The organism is Sedimentitalea todarodis (assembly GCF_032595355.1).
Lineage (GTDB): Bacteria > Pseudomonadota > Alphaproteobacteria > Rhodobacterales > Rhodobacteraceae > Sedimentitalea > Sedimentitalea todarodis.
Genome location: NZ_JASMWN010000017.1, coordinates 115016 through 133444, shown reverse-complemented (window position 1 = coordinate 133444; position 18429 = coordinate 115016). Strand labels below are relative to the sequence as shown.

The 18429-nt window shown below is 60.0% G+C and carries 19 protein-coding genes, 1 tRNA gene and 1 pseudogene; 16 read left to right on the top strand and 5 right to left on the bottom strand.

Annotated features, from left to right (window positions below):
- Positions 1–102 (top strand): annotated as a pseudogene (locus tag QO231_RS19015) (IS5/IS1182 family transposase); the annotation flags it as partial.
- A 96-nt stretch (positions 103–198) separates the two neighbouring features.
- Here the strand turns inward: QO231_RS19015 and QO231_RS19010 are convergent.
- A tRNA-Tyr gene (locus QO231_RS19010) sits at positions 199–282 on the bottom strand.
- 122 nt (positions 283–404) lie between these two features.
- Here QO231_RS19010 and rlmB point away from each other — a divergent pair.
- The 4 genes from rlmB to QO231_RS18990 all read left to right on the top strand — a co-directional run bounded on the left by rlmB (position 405) and on the right by QO231_RS18990 (position 2769).
- Positions 405–1175 carry a 23S rRNA (guanosine(2251)-2'-O)-methyltransferase RlmB gene (rlmB, locus tag QO231_RS19005; RefSeq protein WP_316780075.1) on the top strand — a complete coding sequence of 257 codons (771 nt, stop codon included), beginning with the start codon at positions 405–407 and terminating at the stop codon, positions 1173–1175.
- A gap of 75 nt (positions 1176–1250) precedes the next feature.
- Complete coding sequence (locus QO231_RS19000) at positions 1251–1544, top strand: hypothetical protein (protein WP_316780073.1); 294 nt, start codon at positions 1251–1253, stop codon at positions 1542–1544.
- Positions 1545–1646: 102 nt separating this feature from the next.
- A complete protein-coding gene (locus QO231_RS18995) occupies positions 1647–2114 on the top strand; it encodes a YHS domain-containing (seleno)protein (RefSeq protein ID WP_316780069.1) in 468 nt (155 codons plus the stop codon).
- 184 nt (positions 2115–2298) lie between these two features.
- The gene (locus tag QO231_RS18990) at positions 2299–2769 is read left to right on the top strand and encodes a CoA-binding protein (protein WP_316780067.1); all 471 of its coding nucleotides are present in this window, start codon (positions 2299–2301) and stop codon (positions 2767–2769) included.
- 307 nt (positions 2770–3076) lie between these two features.
- Here QO231_RS18990 and ptsP read toward each other — a convergent pair whose 3' ends face one another.
- The 4 genes from ptsP to QO231_RS18970 form a co-directional block, all read right to left on the bottom strand.
- The gene (gene ptsP / locus QO231_RS18985) at positions 3077–5320 is read right to left on the bottom strand and encodes a phosphoenolpyruvate--protein phosphotransferase (protein ID WP_316780066.1); all 2244 of its coding nucleotides are present in this window, start codon (positions 5318–5320) and stop codon (positions 3077–3079) included.
- A gap of 47 nt (positions 5321–5367) precedes the next feature.
- Positions 5368–6606 (bottom strand): aspartate kinase, encoded by a 1239-nt coding sequence (locus QO231_RS18980; protein WP_316780063.1) that lies wholly within the window; start codon positions 6604–6606, stop codon positions 5368–5370.
- 118 nt (positions 6607–6724) lie between these two features.
- Positions 6725–7150: a DUF1178 family protein gene (locus tag QO231_RS18975; RefSeq protein WP_316780061.1), complete on the bottom strand. Its 426-nt coding sequence runs from the start codon at positions 7148–7150 to the stop codon at positions 6725–6727.
- Positions 7151–7218: 68 nt separating this feature from the next.
- On the bottom strand, positions 7219–7683 hold the full coding sequence (locus tag QO231_RS18970; RefSeq protein WP_316780091.1) for an NUDIX hydrolase: 465 nt from the start codon (positions 7681–7683) through the stop codon (positions 7219–7221).
- 369 nt (positions 7684–8052) lie between these two features.
- Between QO231_RS18970 and paaA the strand changes: the two genes are divergently transcribed.
- From paaA to yihA, 11 genes are all read left to right on the top strand, one after another.
- Positions 8053–9027: a 1,2-phenylacetyl-CoA epoxidase subunit PaaA gene (paaA, locus tag QO231_RS18965; RefSeq protein ID WP_316780058.1), complete on the top strand. Its 975-nt coding sequence runs from the start codon at positions 8053–8055 to the stop codon at positions 9025–9027.
- Positions 9024–9362 carry a 1,2-phenylacetyl-CoA epoxidase subunit PaaB gene (paaB, locus tag QO231_RS18960; protein ID WP_316780055.1) on the top strand — a complete coding sequence of 113 codons (339 nt, stop codon included), beginning with the start codon at positions 9024–9026 and terminating at the stop codon, positions 9360–9362. The genes paaA and paaB overlap by 4 nt, the downstream gene beginning before the upstream one ends.
- A complete protein-coding gene (paaC, locus tag QO231_RS18955) occupies positions 9362–10129 on the top strand; it encodes a 1,2-phenylacetyl-CoA epoxidase subunit PaaC (protein ID WP_316780052.1) in 768 nt (255 codons plus the stop codon). Before paaB ends, paaC begins: the two co-directional genes overlap by 1 nt.
- A 1-nt stretch (position 10130) precedes the next feature.
- The gene (gene paaD, locus QO231_RS18950; protein WP_316780049.1) at positions 10131–10595 is read left to right on the top strand and encodes a 1,2-phenylacetyl-CoA epoxidase subunit PaaD; all 465 of its coding nucleotides are present in this window, start codon (positions 10131–10133) and stop codon (positions 10593–10595) included.
- A gap of 12 nt (positions 10596–10607) precedes the next feature.
- On the top strand, positions 10608–11675 hold the full coding sequence (locus QO231_RS18945) for a 2Fe-2S iron-sulfur cluster-binding protein (RefSeq protein ID WP_316780045.1): 1068 nt from the start codon (positions 10608–10610) through the stop codon (positions 11673–11675).
- A 9-nt stretch (positions 11676–11684) separates the two neighbouring features.
- A complete protein-coding gene (locus QO231_RS18940; protein ID WP_316780043.1) occupies positions 11685–12440 on the top strand; it encodes a Phenylacetic acid catabolic protein in 756 nt (251 codons plus the stop codon).
- A gap of 164 nt (positions 12441–12604) precedes the next feature.
- On the top strand, positions 12605–13498 hold the full coding sequence (ttcA, locus tag QO231_RS18935) for a tRNA 2-thiocytidine(32) synthetase TtcA (protein ID WP_316780040.1): 894 nt from the start codon (positions 12605–12607) through the stop codon (positions 13496–13498).
- Positions 13499–13566: 68 nt separating this feature from the next.
- Positions 13567–15114 (top strand): putative bifunctional diguanylate cyclase/phosphodiesterase, encoded by a 1548-nt coding sequence (locus QO231_RS18930; RefSeq protein WP_316780037.1) that lies wholly within the window; start codon positions 13567–13569, stop codon positions 15112–15114.
- A gap of 114 nt (positions 15115–15228) precedes the next feature.
- Positions 15229–17025, top strand: coding sequence for a membrane protein insertase YidC (gene yidC / locus QO231_RS18925; RefSeq protein WP_316780034.1), 1797 nt, complete (start codon positions 15229–15231; stop codon positions 17023–17025).
- Positions 17022–17765 (top strand): MOSC domain-containing protein, encoded by a 744-nt coding sequence (locus QO231_RS18920; protein ID WP_316780031.1) that lies wholly within the window; start codon positions 17022–17024, stop codon positions 17763–17765. The genes yidC and QO231_RS18920 overlap by 4 nt, the downstream gene beginning before the upstream one ends.
- A complete protein-coding gene (gene yihA / locus QO231_RS18915) occupies positions 17765–18415 on the top strand; it encodes a ribosome biogenesis GTP-binding protein YihA/YsxC (RefSeq protein WP_316780028.1) in 651 nt (216 codons plus the stop codon). Before QO231_RS18920 ends, yihA begins: the two co-directional genes overlap by 1 nt.
- Positions 18416–18429: the final 14 nt, after the last annotated feature.

Here is an 18429-nt window from a genome sequence, read left to right as displayed (position 1 = left end):
GCACGCGACTTCGACCGCCAGGTTGCCGAACTCCAAGTCCGAGCCGCCGTGCTGAACGGCTACACCGCGCTTGCCATACCTGTCACAGAGCCCGTGGGATAAGTGCCTCCGGGGAAAGGGGGAGTATGGGCTTCACATCCTTTGCGCAACAAAGCCCCTTCAAGGTGTTAGCGGGAATTTCAACACAAAAGTGCGAAATGGTGGGCGACCCTGGAATCGAACCAGGCGTGCGTCTCCGCGAGGGAGTTACAGTCCCCTGCCACACCTTGCGGCCTGTCGCCCACTGACAGACGCGCATTGCGCCTGACGTGAAGGCGTGATTACAAGCGGCCAAAAGGGGCGTCAACAGGAAAATCCGTGGATTTGCCAACCGCGTCGCGGTTCATTTGCAAAAGGTCAGCGCAATGAAAAAACCTAAATGGGTCGTTGAAAAGGAACAGGCCCAAAAAGCACGCGGCGACGAAACCGTCTGGCTCTTTGGATTGCACGCGGTGCGTGATGCGCTGGTCAACCCGCGCCGCAAGAAACTGCGCTTGATCGTGACGCTGAACGCGCAGACCAAACTGGCCGAGGCGATTTCCGAGGCCGGGATCGAGTCCGAACTGGCGGACCCGCGCAGCTTTACCGCACCGCTTGATCCGGGTTCGGTTCACCAGGGTGCGGCGCTCGAAGTCAAACCCCTGTCTTGGGGCAGCCTGAGCGAGGTCTGCATCGGGGCCGCCGCACCGCGCGTGATCCTGCTTGATCGGGTGACCGATCCGCACAATGTGGGCGCAATTCTGCGCAGCGCCGAAGTCCTGGGAGCATCGGCGGTGATCGGGACACGGCACCATTCCGCGCCTGAAACCGGGGCATTGGCCAAATCGGCCAGCGGCGCGCTGGAACGTCAACCCTATTTGCGGGTTCGCAATCTGGCCGACACGATCGTTGAGCTGCAAAAGATGGGTTACCTCGTCCTCGGCCTTGATGGCGAGGCGGATATGACGATCGAAGAAGCGCTCGAAGGGCGCACCGATCATGCAGTTGCCCTTGTCCTCGGGGCCGAAGGTCCGGGTCTGCGGGCAAAGACCAAGGATACGGTGGATCACCTCGTGCGGATTCGCGCCGCCGGAGGTTTCGGATCGTTGAACGTTTCCAACGCCGCCGCCTTGGCGCTGTATGCTTCACGGGGCTGAACGCGCCCCCCGCCTCGTTGAATTCAGGTCGGAGCATGAATATCTGGACCATGATCAAGGAGACGTGCAGACCGGATGCCCCGCCCGACAAAGATTGCCACATGCTGCTATTGCGGAACCCGGGCGGCGCTTGTGCTGTCTGGAGAAGTTCGGCACGAACTGGCCTGTTCGGCCTGCGGCGCCCCGCTCCACAACCTCAAGATGCTGCGCAAGGATCGGTGCGGAGATCGGGAATTGACGCAGCGCCTGCCTTCCAGAACTGCGAAGCCTTCGAAGCCTCGCAAGTCGAAATCACGCAAGAAGCGCAAAAGCGTCTTTTCCAAGCTGGTCAACGAAGCCTTTGACGTGATCGAGGACATCTTTGACTGACGCCTTGAAATATTGATCACAGCTTGGACAGTCGGCTTTCACAACTGCGTATCGCACCTTTTCTCCGCGCCCAACCATCGCCATTGTGGCGGCATGAAAAGCATGTCCTCTCTCCCGCGCCTGCATCTGGGCTGGTTTGCCATACTGTGGCTTGGCCTGATCGGCACGATGTCCATGGCCCGTGCGGAGCCACCCGTCATAAGTGCCGCGCACGGAAAGGCCGTCGCCGGATATGACGTGGTGACCTATTTCAGTGCCGACACCCCACTGCCTGGCGATCCATCGCACGCGGTGGTTTGGAAGGGGGCGGTCTGGCAATTCGTGTCACGCAAGAACCGGGAACAGTTCGAAGCCAACCCCCGCGCCTATGCACCGCAATATGGCGGCTACTGTGCGTTCGGAGTGGCGCAGGGGCTGGTGTTGGAAACGGACCCGATGCTGTATCAAATCGAGGATGGCAAGCTCTATCTGATCCACAACAAGGCTGTCTGGGGGCGGTGGGTCGAGGATATGGCCGGCTACATCGCAGAGGCCGATGCCAAATGGCCCGCGGTTCTTCGCAACGACTAGCTCACTCGCGCGCAGATCACAGATCTGCGAGGGTCATTCCAAATTTCGAATGCACACCTATATCAGTAGGGATCGCGAAACGGAACTATCGCGCATCATTTGACTGTCCCTCGTTCCGAACTAAGCGCTCAGGGCAATGCCTTGGGCGCTTTTTTGTTGGTGCGGAACCAAGTATAGACCGGACATGAACACCTATTCCGATACCCTCCTGAAAGACGTCCTGAAGCGAACCCGGGTGATTGCCGTGGTCGGCGTGTCGATGAATCCTGTCAGGCCCAGTTACTACGTGGCGCGATATCTCGGGCTCAAGGGGTATACCGTGATCCCGGTCAATCCGGGACATGCCGGAAAAATGCTGTTCGGGCAAACCGTCGTCAGCAGTTTGCGCGATATCGATCGCGCGGTTGACATGGTCGACATCTTTCGCCGGTCCGAAGCAGTGCCGCCGATCGTCGACGAAGCGCTGGAGACCTTTCCGGACCTGCAAACGATCTGGATGCAGATCGGCGTTGAACATGCGGAGGCAGCGGTACAGGCCGAAGCACGTGGCGTCACGGTGATCCAGAACCTCTGTCCCAAGATGGAGTATCAGCGGCTGTTCGGAGAGTTGCGAATGGGCGGGTTCGCTACCGGCATAATCTCGTCAAAACTATAGCTGGCACTGTAGGAGGCGCCTGCATTCGGCTGATCGGCCAACGCCGGAGGGCGCGAACTCGGCGGGTCTGCAGCAACCGATGGCAGCATGAAACCTGGGCCTGATACACCTTGGAATCGCTGCAAAGCTGTCCGGAAATCCGGGACCACTACACTGACGCGTCGCAAGCCCTGTGATCGCGGCTTTGCGCTTTCGTCAACTGGTCCTGATTGTTGGAATTGGTGACGCCGGGGCCGGCATTCAAACTCGCGGATGCCCGTCACACTGATCCACCGTGCTCTTTTGGCCACTTGGCGAGCGCGGTGTGTCATCCCCGGTTGCGCAAAAGCTCCATGACGGCAGGGCGTACACTCTGGTCGCCGTTCTCACGCGCCACGGCGATGACGTCACGCACCTCGTCCAGATTTGATCGGCGCAGCAAGCTCTTGACCGGACCGATTGATGCCGGGCGCATCGAAAGCGACCGAATTCCAATGGCGGCAAGACATAGCGCCTCGATGGGACGTCCTGCATCTTCGCCGCAAAAACTCAGCCGGGTGCCGGTCCGCGCACAGCGTTCGACGATGCGTTCGATCAGGCTCAGAAAGCTGACATTCAGCGTGTCATACCGCCGGCGCACCCGTTCGTTTTCACGGTCGGCGGCAAAAAAGAACTGTTTCAGGTCGTTGCCCCCGATGGACAGGAACTCGACCTCTTCAAAAAAGGCTTCGGGCGCAAAGACCATCGACGGGGTCTCGAGCATGGCCCCGACCTCCAACGTCTCGGGAAGGACATGCCCCAGCCGTTCTTCCCGGGTGATCGTCTTGTCGACCTCGGCCCGTGCGGCGCGGTATTCCTCGAACTGGGCGATAAACGGGAACATGATCGTCAGCGGCCGGCCATTTGCCCCCCGGATCAACGCCTGCAACTGCATCCGCATGACGCCCGGCTTGTCCAGCCCCACACGGATCGCGCGCCATCCCAGAGCCGGGTTCGGCTCGTCGTTCGGCTTCATGTATGGCAGCACCTTGTCGGACCCGATATCCAGCGTTCGGAACACGACGCGCTTGCCGTGCGCCGAATCCAGCACCCGGGAATAGAGTTCGGCCAGCTCCGTCCGTTTGGGCATCTGATTGCGAATCAGAAACTGCAACTCTGTCCGGAACAGCCCCACGCCTTCGGCGCCCGACCCGTCCAGTGACGGCAGGTCGGCCATCAGGCCCGCATTCATATGCAGTTCGATCGTCTTGCCGCATTCGGTGGTTGCGGGTTTGTTGCGGATTGATGCATAGCGTTCCTGCGCATCCGCCTGCATTGCGATCTTGTCGCGAAACGCAGCGACGACATTCTCATCCGGGCGCAGATGGGCAACGCCCTGATCGCTGTCGACCATAATGTGATCGCCGTTCAGGGCCTCGGTGGTGATGTTGGCGGCGTGCACCAACAATGGGATCGCAAGCGCCCGGGCGACGATCGCCGCGTGACTGCCAACCGACCCCTCTTCCAGAACGATGCCGCGCAGGCTTCGCCCATATTCCAGAAGTTCGGCCGGCCCGACATTCCGCGCCACCAGTATGGGGTCGGAAGGCAATTCGGCACCTGTTTCGCGCCCCTGCCCCGTGAGAATTCGCAGCAACCGATTTGACAGGTCGTCAAGATCGCTCAGCCGTTCACGCAGATAGGAATCCGTGACCTGAGACATCCGTACGCGCGCTTGTGACTGCTCCTTCTCGACAGCGGCCTCGGCTGACAGCCCCCTGCTGATGTCCTCTTCCATACGCCGCGTCCAGCCCTTGGAGTTGGCGAACATGCGATAGGTTTCGAGAACCTGTAGCTGTTCCTTGTCTCCGCTGCGCGACATTTCCAGCATCTCGTCCACTCCGACCCGCAACTGCTCGATCGAGTCGTGGAGGCGTTCCAATTCGCGGTGTGGATCATCGGCAATCGGGTTCGCGACCACGACTCGCGGCTCATGCAGCCAGACATGGCCCTCGGCGGCCCCTTCCTGGGCGGATGTTCCCCGAAACAGGACCGGCTGCTGGTGGCGCGCAGACAAGGCGGCGCCTTCTCCAACAAACGTACCCAGTTCGGTCATCTCGGCGATCACCATGGCCACGACTTCCAGCCCATAGACCTCGTCAGCGGTGAATTCGCGAGCATCCCTGGACTGAACGACCAAGACGCCGAGTTTTTCACCCAAACGCTGGATCGGCAAACCGAGAAAGGACGAAAACCTCTCTTCGCCCGTTTCCGCCATATAGCGGAAACCCTTTTCGGAGGGTGCATTCGGGGTGTTGATGATCACGCCGGTTCGCGCCACGCGCCCGACCAGACCCTCGCCCATCCGCATTCGGGTCTGATGGACCGCCTCGGCCTGAAGGCCCTCGGTTGCGCAGAGTTCAAGCGTCTCTTCATCGCGAAACAGGTAGACCGAGCAGACCTCGGTGCCCATGCTGTCCGCAATCAGATGCGTGATCTTGTCAAGCCTTGCCTGGCCGGCAACGTTGCTTGCCATGGCATCCCGCAAGCGCCCAAGCAGCTTACGACTTTCGGTTTCGGTCCGGTCCACCATACGCTTGGTTCAGTTCCTCAAAAACAGACAGTCCAAGCGGATCGTGCTCAAGCTGCCTTGTCCAGTTCAAAGGCATCATGCAGGGCTTGAACCGCAAGTTCCATGTATTTCCGGTCGATCAGAACGGAAATCTTTATCTCGGAAGTTGTAATGACCTTGATGTTGATGCCCTCGTTGGACAGCACCTGAAACATCTTGGCGGCAACGCCCGTGTGGCTGCGCATGCCGATCCCGACGACGGAAACTTTGGCGACATCCTTGTCCGCCACCAGTTCGGCAAAGTTCAGCGCGCCGGCCTTCCTGGAGTGCTCCATCGCCTGTTCGGCGCGGGCCACCTGGTTGATGGGACAGGAAAACGTCATGTCGGTTCGCCCCTCTTCCGAGATGTTCTGCACGATCATGTCGACATTCACACCGGCCTCGGACAGCGAGGAAAAGATCGTCGCGGCGATGCCGGGGCGGTCCGCCACGGACAGCAGTGTCATCTTGGCTTCGTCACGGGAATAGGCCACGCCGGCCACAACCTTGGATTCCATGATTTCCTCCTCCTCGCACACAAGCGTTCCCGCCGTGTCGGATTGTTCTTCAAAACTGCTCAGCACCCGCAACCTGACATTGTATCGCATCGCCAGTTCAACCGAACGGGTCTGCAACACCTTGGCCCCGAGGCTTGCAAGCTCCAGCATTTCCTCGAAGGCGATCTTGTCCAGCTTGCGCGCCTTGTCGGTGATGCGCGGATCGGTGGTATAGACGCCGTCCACGTCAGTGTAGATATCACAGCGCTCGGCACCAAACGCGGCGGCGAACGCCACTGCGGTGGTATCAGACCCACCCCGACCCAGGGTGGTGATACGACCATCGGGCGCGATCCCCTGAAATCCGGCGACCACGGCCACGCGCATGCCTTCGCCAAATTTCGCGGTCATGTTTTCGGTGGGTATCTCGACGATCCGCGCGCTCGCATGGGCATCCGTCGTCCGGAGCGGCACTTGCCAGCCCTGCCAACTGCGCGCGGGAACATCCATTTCCTGAAGCGTCAGCGCCATCAAGCCGGCGGTCACGTTCTCGCCCGACGAAACCACGGCGTCGTATTCGCGGGCATCGAACAGCGGCGAGGTTTCCTCGACCCAACCGACCAGTTCGTTGGTCTTGCCCGACATGGCCGACACGATGACGATCACGTCATAGCCTTTGGCCACTTCGACACCGACGCGTTTGGCGGCACGCCGAATGCGGTCGAGGTTGGCAACCGAAGTACCGCCGAATTTCATCACAAGTACGGGCATGATGCGGGCCTTTCCATGCGCCTTAGCCGTCAGTTCGCCCGCCTATATGATAGGGGTTTGCCAAGAGCAAGTAGGCAAACCGGCGCCCGCCTTGCCTCGGCGATACCGGGAGAACGGCTCAGTTCGTCTTGCGGTTGGGGGTAAAGGGCAATGGCGCAACGGGTATGCCGTCTTCCAGCAGTTTGCGCGCCTCGTCGATCTTTGCCTCGCCATAGATCGAACGTTCGGGCGCATCACCGTCGTGCATTGCGCGGGCTTCGGTGGCGAAATTCATGCCGACATAGTCGGAGTTCTTTTCAATCTTGTTGCGCAGCTCAACCAGCGCCTGTTCCGCCGGGCTGGCCGGCGCGGACAAGGCGCGCGCGTCCCTGTCCTTGCGGGCATTGCGTACACTGGGCGCCATGATCGCCTTTTCCACGTCCGGTCCGCCACAGACAGCACAGGAAATCATCCCCGACTGCACAAGTTTGTCGAATGCGCTGGCAGATTGAAACCAGCTGTCAAAACTATGGCCTTCAGCGCATTTCAAAGCGTATTGGATCATCTGGTGCCTCGCGATGGTCTTACTGACTAGATATCCGCAATAGCCCCGAGTTCAAGTCAGAGGCATTTTCACTTCAGGTACTTTGGATCGAAATCTCGCAGAATGCGCGCAAGTTCCGGCTCCAGGACCAGACTGGCGGCTTTCTTTCGCGAAAACCATTTGCGGCGGCGCTGTTTCATCTCGGGATAGGCATTCGCCAGTGACTTGACCCGGATTGGATAAACCATGGCCACGCAGGGCAGGACCGCTTCGGGCTCCAGCATCTTGTTATAAGAAAACAGCCCAAGACAATGGTCATGAGCGTACCCCTTCGCCCCCGCCTCTTCCCAGGCCTCCTGTGCCGCGCATTCGGCCGGGGTCATCCCGTCCATCGGCCAGCCTTTGGGCACGATCCAACGGCCCGATCGCCGAGTCGTGATCATCAGGATCTCAACCCTGTTCTTGACAACGCGGTAACACAACGCGGCGAACTGACTGCGCACATCGCTCTTGTGAGTACACGCGCATCGTATGGGTAACTGCTTGATAAACATCTTTCTCACTCGACCTCGTTCCCCATTCCATGCCTACAACGGGTTTGGCGCAATTTCACCAAGAAATCTTGTCAGAACATGAATGTGTGGTGTTTGTGACTCGTTTGCAAAGTCGTCCGGCTCCGGCGAACCGTACGACAGTCGCAAGATCAGATCATTTTGTTACAGAATTTTTCGATATGGGGTTTTTTGTAACTTTAGGCTTGCATGGAATCACACTCTCAAATACACCGACCGTGCGGTCAGTAATGTTTGGCGACAATCTGATCCGCGGAGGAAACGCTCGCCAGACCGATATCGGCTACCAGATGAATATGCTAAGCTGGATTCAAGTGGCTATAGAACGTGTCTGACCCTGGAGGAAAGCGAATGTATGCACAAATGGTTGAATCTGATGCGGACGATGACAGTGCCCAGGCGCGGGCGTTTCAGGCTCGCATTGATGCGGGGGAAAAGATCGAACCCAAAGACTGGATGCCTGCGGGCTATCGCAAAACGCTGATCCGCCAGATCGGCCAGCATGCGCATTCCGAGATTGTCGGTCAGCTTCCCGAGGGCAACTGGATCACCCGCGCGCCGACGCTGGAGCGCAAGGCCATCCTGCTGGCCAAGGTCCAGGATGAGGCGGGTCACGGGCTGTATCTGTATTGCGCTGCCGAAACGCTGGGGGTGACCCGCGACGAGATGACGGAAATGCTGCTGGACGGGCGCATGAAGTACAGCTCGATCTTCAACTACCCGACGCTGACCTGGGCCGATATGGGCGCGGTCGGCTGGCTGGTGGATGGCGCTGCGATCATGAACCAGGTGCCGTTGCAGCGGACCTCCTTTGGCCCCTATTCCCGCGCGATGATCCGTGTCTGCAAGGAGGAATCCTTTCACCAGCGCCAGGGCTACGACATCATGATGAAGATGGCCCAGGGCACGGCCGAACAGAAGGCGATGGCGCAAAATGCGCTGAACCGGTTCTGGTATCCGTCGCTGATGATGTTCGGCCCCAGTGACAAGGATAGCGTACATTCGGCGCAGTCGATGGCCTGGAAGATCAAGATGAACACCAATGACGAGTTGCGTCAGAAGTTCGTCGACCAGACCGTTCCGCAGGCCGAGTACCTGGGCCTGAGCGTGCCGGACGAGACCCTGGCCTGGAACGAGGACAAGGGCGGCTATGATTTTGCGGAGCCGGACTGGGCCGAGTTTTTTGAGGTGATCCAGGGTAATGGCCCCTGCAACACCGAACGCCTGGCCGCACGTAACAAGGCGTGGGACGACGGTAAATGGGTGCGGGACGGTCTTCTGGCCCATGCCGAGAAACGCAAGATGAGAAAGGTGGCCGCAGAATGAGCTCTCCCAATTCCGCATATCCAGACACGCCCGACACTCGCACCAAACCCAAACGCCATGAATGGCCGCTCTGGGAAGTGTTCATCCGCGGCCAGCACGGCATGAGCCACCGCCATGTCGGCAGCCTGCACGCACCGGACGAAGAGATGGCGATCAAGAACGCCCGCGATGTCTATACCCGCCGCAACGAAGGCGTCAGCATCTGGGTGGTCGAGGCCCGCCATATCGCGGCCTCCAGCCCTTCGGAAAAAGGCCCGCTTTATGAACCGTCCGAGAGCAAGGTGTACCGGCACCCGACGTTTTTCGACATCCCCGAAGACGTGGGAGCGATGTGATGTCGGACGTTGATCAATCTCAGCTTTTTGAATTCCTGTGCCGCATGGGCGACAACACACTGGTTCTCGGCCATCGCGTCAGCGAATGGTGCGGTCACGCGCCGGTGCTGGAGGAAGACATCGCGCTGGCCAATACCGCGCTTGATCTCATCGGTCAGACGCAGATGTGGCTTGGCCTCGCCGGAGAGGTGGAGGACAAGAGCAGGTCGGCGGATGATCTGGCGATGCTGCGTGATGTCTGGGATTTCCGCAATGTCCTGTTGGTCGAACAGCCCAACGGGGATTTCGGCCAGACCATGATGCGCCAGTTCCTGTTTGACGCGTGGCATCTGGCGATGCTCAAGGCGCTGACCGGGTCCTGCGACGACCGGATCGCCGCGATTGCCGCCAAGTCGGTCAAGGAGGTGCAGTATCACGTCGAGCGGTCTGGTGACACGGTCGTCGGTCTTGGCGACGGCACCTCGGAAAGTCATCGGCGGATGCAAAAGGCGCTGGACCTGCTCTGGCCCTATGTCGGCGAGATGTTCGTCGCCGACGCGGTGGACGAAGCGATGGCCAAAGCGGGCGTCGCGCCGGACCCGGCAACGCTGCGCGATGCGTTCGACGCCCGTGTCGAGGCGGTTCTGACCGATGCGACGCTGACCATTCCGGATGGCGGTTTTGCGCACAAGGGTGGCAAGACCGGATTTCAGCATTCCGAGCATCTGGGTCATCTGCTGACACAGATGCAGTGGCTGCAGCGCGCCTATCCCGGAGCGACGTGGTAGGATGAAGCCTGCGGCGGAGAAGATCTGGGACTGGCTCGAGCAAGTGCCCGACCCCGAGATTCCTGTGATCTCGGTGGTTGATCTGGGCATCGTACGCGATGTGGCATGGGACGGAGACACCCTGGAGGTTGCCGTTACCCCGACCTATTCGGGCTGTCCGGCGACCCGTGTCATCTCGATGGATATCGAAACGGCACTGCATGACCGGGGCGTGCAGGACATTCGCATCAGGACCCAGATCAGCCCGCCCTGGACGACCGACTGGCTGTCCGAAAAGGGCCGCGCGAAACTCATCGAATACGGCATTGCCCCGCCACAGCCGGCGGGGGGGGGGGGACCCGAGGCCTGCCCGCGGTGCGACAGCCGTGATGTCGAACGCATCAGCCAGTTCGGCTCGACCCCGTGCAAGGCCCAGTGGCGATGCAGGGACTGCCTGGAACCCTTCGACTATTTCAAATGCATCTGAGGAGTACATGTGATGGCGCGTTTTCATCAATTGTCCGTCACTGACGTCACCAGGACAATCCGCGATGCGGTTGTCGTGACGCTGAAGCCTGTGAACGGCGGCGATTTCGACTTTACCCAGGGCCAGTACCTGACCTTTCGTCAGGACTTTGACGGCACCGAGGTGCGCCGCTCCTACTCCATCTGTGCCGGCAAGGACGATGGCGTCCTGCAGGTCGGCATCAAGAAGGTCGATGGCGGGGCATTTTCGACCTGGGCCAACGAGACGCTTGCCCCCGGCATGACGATCGAAGCGATGGAGCCGATGGGCAGCTTTCATACGCCGATCCTCCCGGATCTGCCCAAGAACTACCTCGGATTTGCCGGCGGGTCGGGTATCACACCTGTTCTGTCGATCATGAAAACCGTTCTGGCGCGTGAACCCGGCAGCACGTTTACGCTGGTCTATGCCAACCGCGGCGTGAACACGATCATGTTCCGGGAGGAACTGGAGGACCTCAAGAACCTCTATATGGGCCGGCTGACCGTGATCCACGTGCTCGAATCCGATGCACAGGACATCGACCTTTTCACCGGCCGGGTTGATGCCGACAAGTGCAAGGCGCTGTTTGAATACTGGATCGACATCGAAAGCATCGATACATCCTTCATCTGCGGGCCGGAACCGATGATGCTGGGCATCGCGGCCGCCTTGCGCGAGCACGGGTTGACCGACGATCAGATCAAGTTCGAACTCTTTGCCAGCGCCCAGCCCGGACGTCTGAAACGCAAGGCCAGTAGCGCCACCGGCGGAGCAGTGGCCAAATCGACCGAGGCCACCATCACCATGGACGGCGCGTCCCGCAGCTTTACGATGGACAAGGACCAGTCGGTGCTGGATGCGGCGCTCGAGAACGCGCTGGACGCCCCCTATGCCTGCAAGGCGGGAGTCTGTTCGACCTGCAAATGCAAGGTTCTGGAAGGCGAGGTCGAGATGCTGGCGAACCATGCGCTTGAGGACTACGAGGTGGCGCAGGGCTATGTGCTGTCCTGCCAATCCTATCCTGTCACCGACCGTGTGGTCGTGGATTTCGATCAATAGGAGCCGACCATGACCGATACGATGGATATCACCGAATACCTTGCCAAGGGCGGCCGTCTGACCAACCCTGCAAACGTTCCGACACGGTACCGTGCAGAGCTGATGAAGATCATGGCCACCTTCGTTGACAGCGAATTGGCCGGGGCGGCCGGGTTTGCCGACGTGATCAACGAGGGCCCCGGTATCAAGGAACGGATCGCCGCGGCGCGGATTGTTCTGGAAAAAACCGACAATGCCGACAAGGTTCTGAACCTCATGGGAGAATTCGGCGCCGATACCGATCGCTATGCCAATCATCACCCCTGGTCAGACCGCCTGCCCCGCGACACCGCCCCCGGCACCGCGCGCAACGCCCATGACATGCGGCTGTCCGTGCTGAACTACCCGCTGCACGGCTGGGTCGATGCCGTCGTCATGAACATGCTCATGGGCCTTGCCGTCGACGTGCAACTGTCCGAATTCCTCACCTCTTCCTACCAACCCTTCGCCGAGGCCATCCGCCAAGCCGCCCCACGCGAAAAGCGACACACAGAACTCGCAATAGAAGGTTGCGAAAAACTGATCCAATCTGGCGAAATCGATGACATCGCGGCATCTGTTGCCTATTGGCGTCCGCGCATCGATCCGATCTTTGGCGATGTGCCGCAGAACCGGTTTGAGCAGCTGCGGAATTGGGGCCTGCGGCACCGGACCAATGGCGAACTCGGCGCGGTCTGGCGCAGTCGGCTTGCGGAAACTCTCGATCGGCTTGGGCTGACCGGCTGAGGCCCCTATCGTCAGCGATCCGGGACGCTGACGATTTTCTGTGGCGTCCGTGATTGATGTTTTCGGTCTCCCGTTCTTTCAGGGTGCCCGCCCACTGCGCTGAAATTGGTTGCGGGACACAGAATCTCATTCAAACTCGATTCAAAATGGCATAATGCGGGCGCATGCTTGATCATGATGACGATATCCACCCGCTTTTTTCCGGTGCCCCCACGAGCACGGCATTCAAGAAGCTGCGCAAGCGCATCGTTCGCCAGACCCGCGAGGCAATCGAAGCCTACGGGATGATCGAAAATCGTGACGGCGATCCAGCCACGCCACGCCCGCGCTGGCTGGTTTGCATGTCCGGAGGCAAAGACAGCTACACCCTCCTTGCCGTCCTGCACGAGTTGCAATGGCGCGGCCTGCTGCCCGTCGATATCCTTGCCTGCAATCTGGATCAGGGACAACCAGGGTTTCCCGCCACGGTGCTGCCCGAGTTCCTGAAGCGGATGGGGGTACCGCACCGGATCGAATTTCAGGACACCTATTCCATCGTTGTCGACAAGGTTCCCGAGGGGCGTACATTCTGCGCCCTGTGTTCACGTCTAAGGCGTGGAAATTTATATAGAATCGCGCGCGAAGAAGGATGTTCAGCGGTCGTTCTGGGGCATCACTGCGACGATATTCTGGAAACGTTTTTCATGAACCTCTTTCACGGTGGCCGGCTCGCGACGATGCCGCCCAAGCTGGTGAACGAGGAAGGCGATCTGTTCGTCTATCGCCCGCTCGCGCATGTTGCCGAGGTCGATTGCGAAAAATTCGCCTCTGCCATGCGCTACCCGATCATTCCCTGTGATCTCTGCGGAAGCCAGGACGGCCTGCAACGCCAGCAGGTAAAGCAGATACTCAATGGCTGGGAAGCCAACAGCCCGGGACGGCGGCAGGTCATGTTCCGCGCCCTGATGAATGCCCGGCCCTCGCATCTGCTGGACCCGAACCTCTTTGATTTCGCCGGCCTGTCGCGTGATCCGGGCCGCAATTCGGAAAATCCGCAGGAAATTCCGAGACTGCGTTAACCCCAAGGTCAGAGACCGACACCTAGGGTGCACTGTGCGCGCGCCGCCAGTTTGCGAAAGGTAAAGTCATGACCAATCCGTCGCTCGGCCTGCTGACCCGATTGCAGGACCGGATCGCTCCGATCCTGACCGGCCCGCCGATTCTGGCGTTCCTGCCGGCGATCACCCTCGCCGCCTTCTGGTTCGGAGGTGAATTGGCGCTGATCCTGGTCTCGCTGGGATTTCCCCTGATATTTGCGGCGTCCGGCGGGTTTGGCGACCGACCTGTGCGGACCCTTGTCGCGCGCGACAGTGTCACCGGCCTGATGCTGCGCGACGGCTTTGATGCAACACTCGAACAGGTCTACGGGTCTGCCGCAACGCCGGGACTGCGCTCTGCCTGTTTCGTTCTGGAGATTGACGAGTATGGCAAGACGATTGAGCGTCACGGACAAGCCGCGGCCGACCTGATCATGCAACGCAGCGGCGTCCGACTGGTATCGGTCCTGCGAGATGGCGATACCATCGCACGCATGGGCGACTCCCGCTTTGCCGTCTGCCTGATGCCGGTGCAGCAGCTGGACCTCGAGCTTTGCATCCAGATTTCCGGCCGCCTGCAATCTGCTGTCGAAGAACCCATTTCGGTGGATGGGTTGTCGGTCTACCTGTCGTGTTCGATCGGGTTTTGCCTGCACAGCCGCGCACCGGGCGACACCGGGCAGGAATGGCTCGCGGCGGCCTCGGATGCGCTCACCGAGGCGAAACAGGTCTCTGCCTCTTCGATTCGCGCCTATTCCGAGGAGACACGACGGAAATCCAACCTGCGCTCGGATTTGCGCGATGATGCCGCCAACGCCCTCGAAAACGGGCGGATACAGCCCTGGTATCAACCCCAGATTTCAACGGATACCGGCAAGGTCACCGGCTTTGAGGCCCTCGCACGCTGGACACACCCGACCCACGGCCTGATCGCGCCCGACACCTTTCTGCCGGTGCTGGAAGAAGCGGGGCTGATGGAACGGCTCGGCCAGGTCATGCTCTATCAGGCACTGACGGCACTCAAGGCGTGGGACAGCGCCGGTCTGGACGTCCCGCGCGTCGGGGTGAATTTTGCAACCGATGAATTGCGCAATCCCGGTCTTGTCGACAAGATCCGCTGGGAACTCGACCGATTTGATATCGCGCCCGAGCGCCTGTCGGTCGAGATTCTGGAAACCGTCTTTGCGGATTGTCCGGATGACATCGTCACACGCAACATCGCCGGATTGGCAGAGCTTGGCTGTCGCATCGATCTAGATGATTTCGGCACTGGGCAGGCGTCGATTGCGGCTATCCGGCGCTTTGCGGTGTCGCGTATCAAGATCGACCGGTCATTTGTCACGAAAGCGGATCGTGATCCGGAACAACAGCGGCTTGTCGGGGCAATCCTGTCGATGGCGGAGAGGCTGGATCTGGAGACCCTGGCCGAAGGTGTCGAAACCGTCGGCGAACATGCCCTGCTCGCACAGCTTGGCTGTGATCACGTTCAGGGTTATGGAATTGCGCGGCCTATGCCGTTCGAACAGACGCTCGAATGGGTCGCAGGCCACACGGCAAAACTGCGCACCGCACCCCGAATCGGCCGTGATGCGGGATAGTTCGCGGCACGCAGACTCCCGCAACAGCGGGAAACGGGGCGAATTCGCTTGACCTTCCCGGCGCTACTCTGTTGAACCCACCCTGTCGTAGAATGCACAAGGTGGCTGTCCCCGATGGACGATCAGAACAAGAATCTTATCCTCGCAACCGCGCTCAGTTTCGTGGTGATCCTCGTCTGGTTCGTGCTATTCCCTCCCCCGGAACCGGAGCCAGTTCCCGAACCCGACGCTATGACCCAGAATATCGAGGGCGAAGCGCTCGCCGCTGCCCCGACAACGGCCGACGTTCCGGCATCACCTGCGGCGCAGGCCCAGGTCCGCGAGGAAACACTGTCGGAGTCCGCCAGAATCAAGATCGATACACCTCGTCTGATCGGAAGCGTGTCCTTGCTTGGCGGTCGGATCGACGATCTGTCACTGAAGGACTATCGCGAAACCCGCGCAGCGGGTTCGCCGATTGTCAAACTCCTCTCCCCGGTCGGCACCCCGTCAGCCTACTACGCGCTGTACGGATGGGCACCGGGTGCGGGCCTGACGCTTGACGATGTTCCGGGCGCAAACACCGAATGGGTAGTGGAATCCGGCGATACGCTGACCGCAGACAGCCCCGTGACCCTGGCCTGGGACAATGGCAATGGCCTGACCTTTCGGCGCGAACTGGCGATTGACGATGAATACATGTTTACCGTCGTCCAATCGGTCGAGAACAATACCGGTGCAACCGTCAGCCTTGCGCCGTATGGCATCCTGGCCCGGCACGGCGAACCTGCGGACCTGAAGAATTTTTTCATTCTGCACGAAGGTGTCGTGTCGATGGCCGACGGCACATTGGCCGAAATCGACTACGATGACATGCTCCCAGCGGCAGAAGCAACGGAAACCGCCATCTCCGAAAATGGCTGGATCGGGTTCACAGATCACTTCTGGATGTCGACACTCATTCCGGAACCGGGCACCGCGTTCAAGGTGAGCGCCTTGCACGATACCACCCGGAACATCTTCCAGACCACGGCAAAGCTCTCGACCGAAACGGTGGCCGACGGACAAAACACCAGCGTCACGACCCAGCTCTTTTCCGGAGCGAAAGAATGGGAAGTTCTGCGTGACTATGAAAAGGATGGCATCCAGAACTTTGTCGACAGCATTGACTGGGGCTGGTTCTTTTTCCTGACCAAACCGATTTTCTGGCTCTTGCACAATATCCATGCGCTGATCGGCAACATGGGGTGGTCGATCATCGGCCTGACCCTGATCATCAAGGCTATTCTGTTCCCGCTCGCCTATAAATCCTATGTTTCGATGGCGAAGATGAAGGAACTGCAGCCGCAGATGGAAAAGCTGAAAGAAGCTGCGGGTGACGACCGGCAGAAAATGCAGCAAGGCATGATGGAGCTTTACAAGAAGGAAAAGGTGAACCCCGCAGCCGGATGTTTGCCCATCCTCATGCAGATCCCGATCTTCTTCTCTCTTTACAAGGTGATCTTTGTCACCATCGAATTGCGCCAGGCCCCCTGGTTCGGCCCCTTCCAGGACCTGTCGGCCCCGGATCCGACGTCGATCATGAATTTCTTTGGCCTGCTGCCCTTCGCGGGTCCAGAGCCCGGAACGCTGATGGCAACGATCTTTATCGGCATCCTGCCCCTGTTGCTTGGTATATCCATGTGGCTGCAGCAAAAACTGAACCCGGCGCCCACCGATCCGACGCAGCAAATGATCTTTGCGTGGATGCCCTGGGTCTTCATGTTCATGCTTGGCAGCTTTGCCAGCGGGTTGGTCGTGTACTGGATCGCGAACAACACCATTACGTTCACGCAACAATACCTGATCATGCGTAGCCAAGGCTACAAGCCGGACGTATTCGGCAACATCAAGTCGGGCTTTTCCAAGAAGGCAAAGTCGGAAAAGGAATGAGCGGAACAGTCACCAGCCTTTGGCGGCATCCTATCAAGAGCCACGGGCGCGAAGAGGTGGCCACCGTGACGCTGACGGCGGGCAAGACCATGCCCGGCGATCGCATCTGGGCGGTTGCACATGAGCACAGCAAGGCGGACGGGCACGCCTGGGCCAGCTGTGCAAACTTCAGCCGGGTGGCCAAGGCGCCAGGGCTGATGGCGATCACCTCGCGGCTGGACGAGGCCAAAGGGACTGTCACGCTGTCACACCCTGAACTAGATGACATCACGGTTGCACCCGAGCAGGACGAAGCGGCCCTGATCGCCTGGGTGACTCCGCTGATGCCGGCGCACCGCGCGGCATCCGCCCGGGTCATTCGGGTCGATGGACGTGGCATGACCGACAGCGATTTTCCATCAATAACACTATGCAATGCGGCCAGCCACCGTGTGGTAGAGCAGCGGATCGGGCGCGACCTCTCCATTCATCGCTGGCGCGGCAATGTCTGGTTCGGAGGTGTCCCGGAGTGGGAAGAATTCGACTGGATGGACCGTGAAGTGCAGATTGGCGAGGCGGTATTGCGCGTACGCGAGCGCACCGATCGCTGCGCCGCGACCACCGCCAATCCCGAGACAGGACAGCGCGATGCCGATACATTGGGAACGCTCGGCACATGGGGCCATCAGGATTTCAGCGTGCGCGCCGAAGTCGTGCGCGGCGGTGCCATGACCCGTGGTGACCGGGTGCAGGTGCTCTGATGCAGATGACGTTTCCCGAGGCTGAAACGCCCGATGCCCCCACCGCCGAGGCCGGGCGCCTGCTCTTTGCCCGCGAATCCGAATTCGTCAAAGGTGTCGTGGCCATGTCGGGCCTGCCCCCTGCGGACCGGGTCGAGATTTGCTTTGCCGGGCGGTCCAACGTCGGCAAGTCGACGCTGATCAACGCGCTGACCGGGACAAAGGCGCTGGCACGGGCCTCCAACATGCCCGGGCGAACGCAAGAGATCAATTTCTTTACCCAAGGCCCCGACCTCTACCTTGTCGATCTGCCCGGCTACGGCTTTGCCAATGCGCCGCTTCCCGTCGTCGAAAAATGGCAACGGCTGCTGAAGCAATACCTGTCGGGCCGCCAGACCCTGCGGCGGGCTTTCGTGCTGATTGATGCGCGGCATGGGGTCAAACCCGTCGATGCGGAAATCCTGTCGTTGCTCGACAGCGCCGCGGTGACGTTTCAATGTGTTCTGACCAAGACGGACAAAGTGAAGGCCAAGGATCGCGACCGTGTGCTTGCGCAGGTGCGCACCGCGCTTGCAAAGCACCCCGCCGCCTATCCCGAGATTGTTCTGACCTCGTCTGAAAAAGGCGACGGGATCGCCACGCTGCGCGCCATCATCGCGGGTCTGATCTGAGCCCTTGCAGGCAT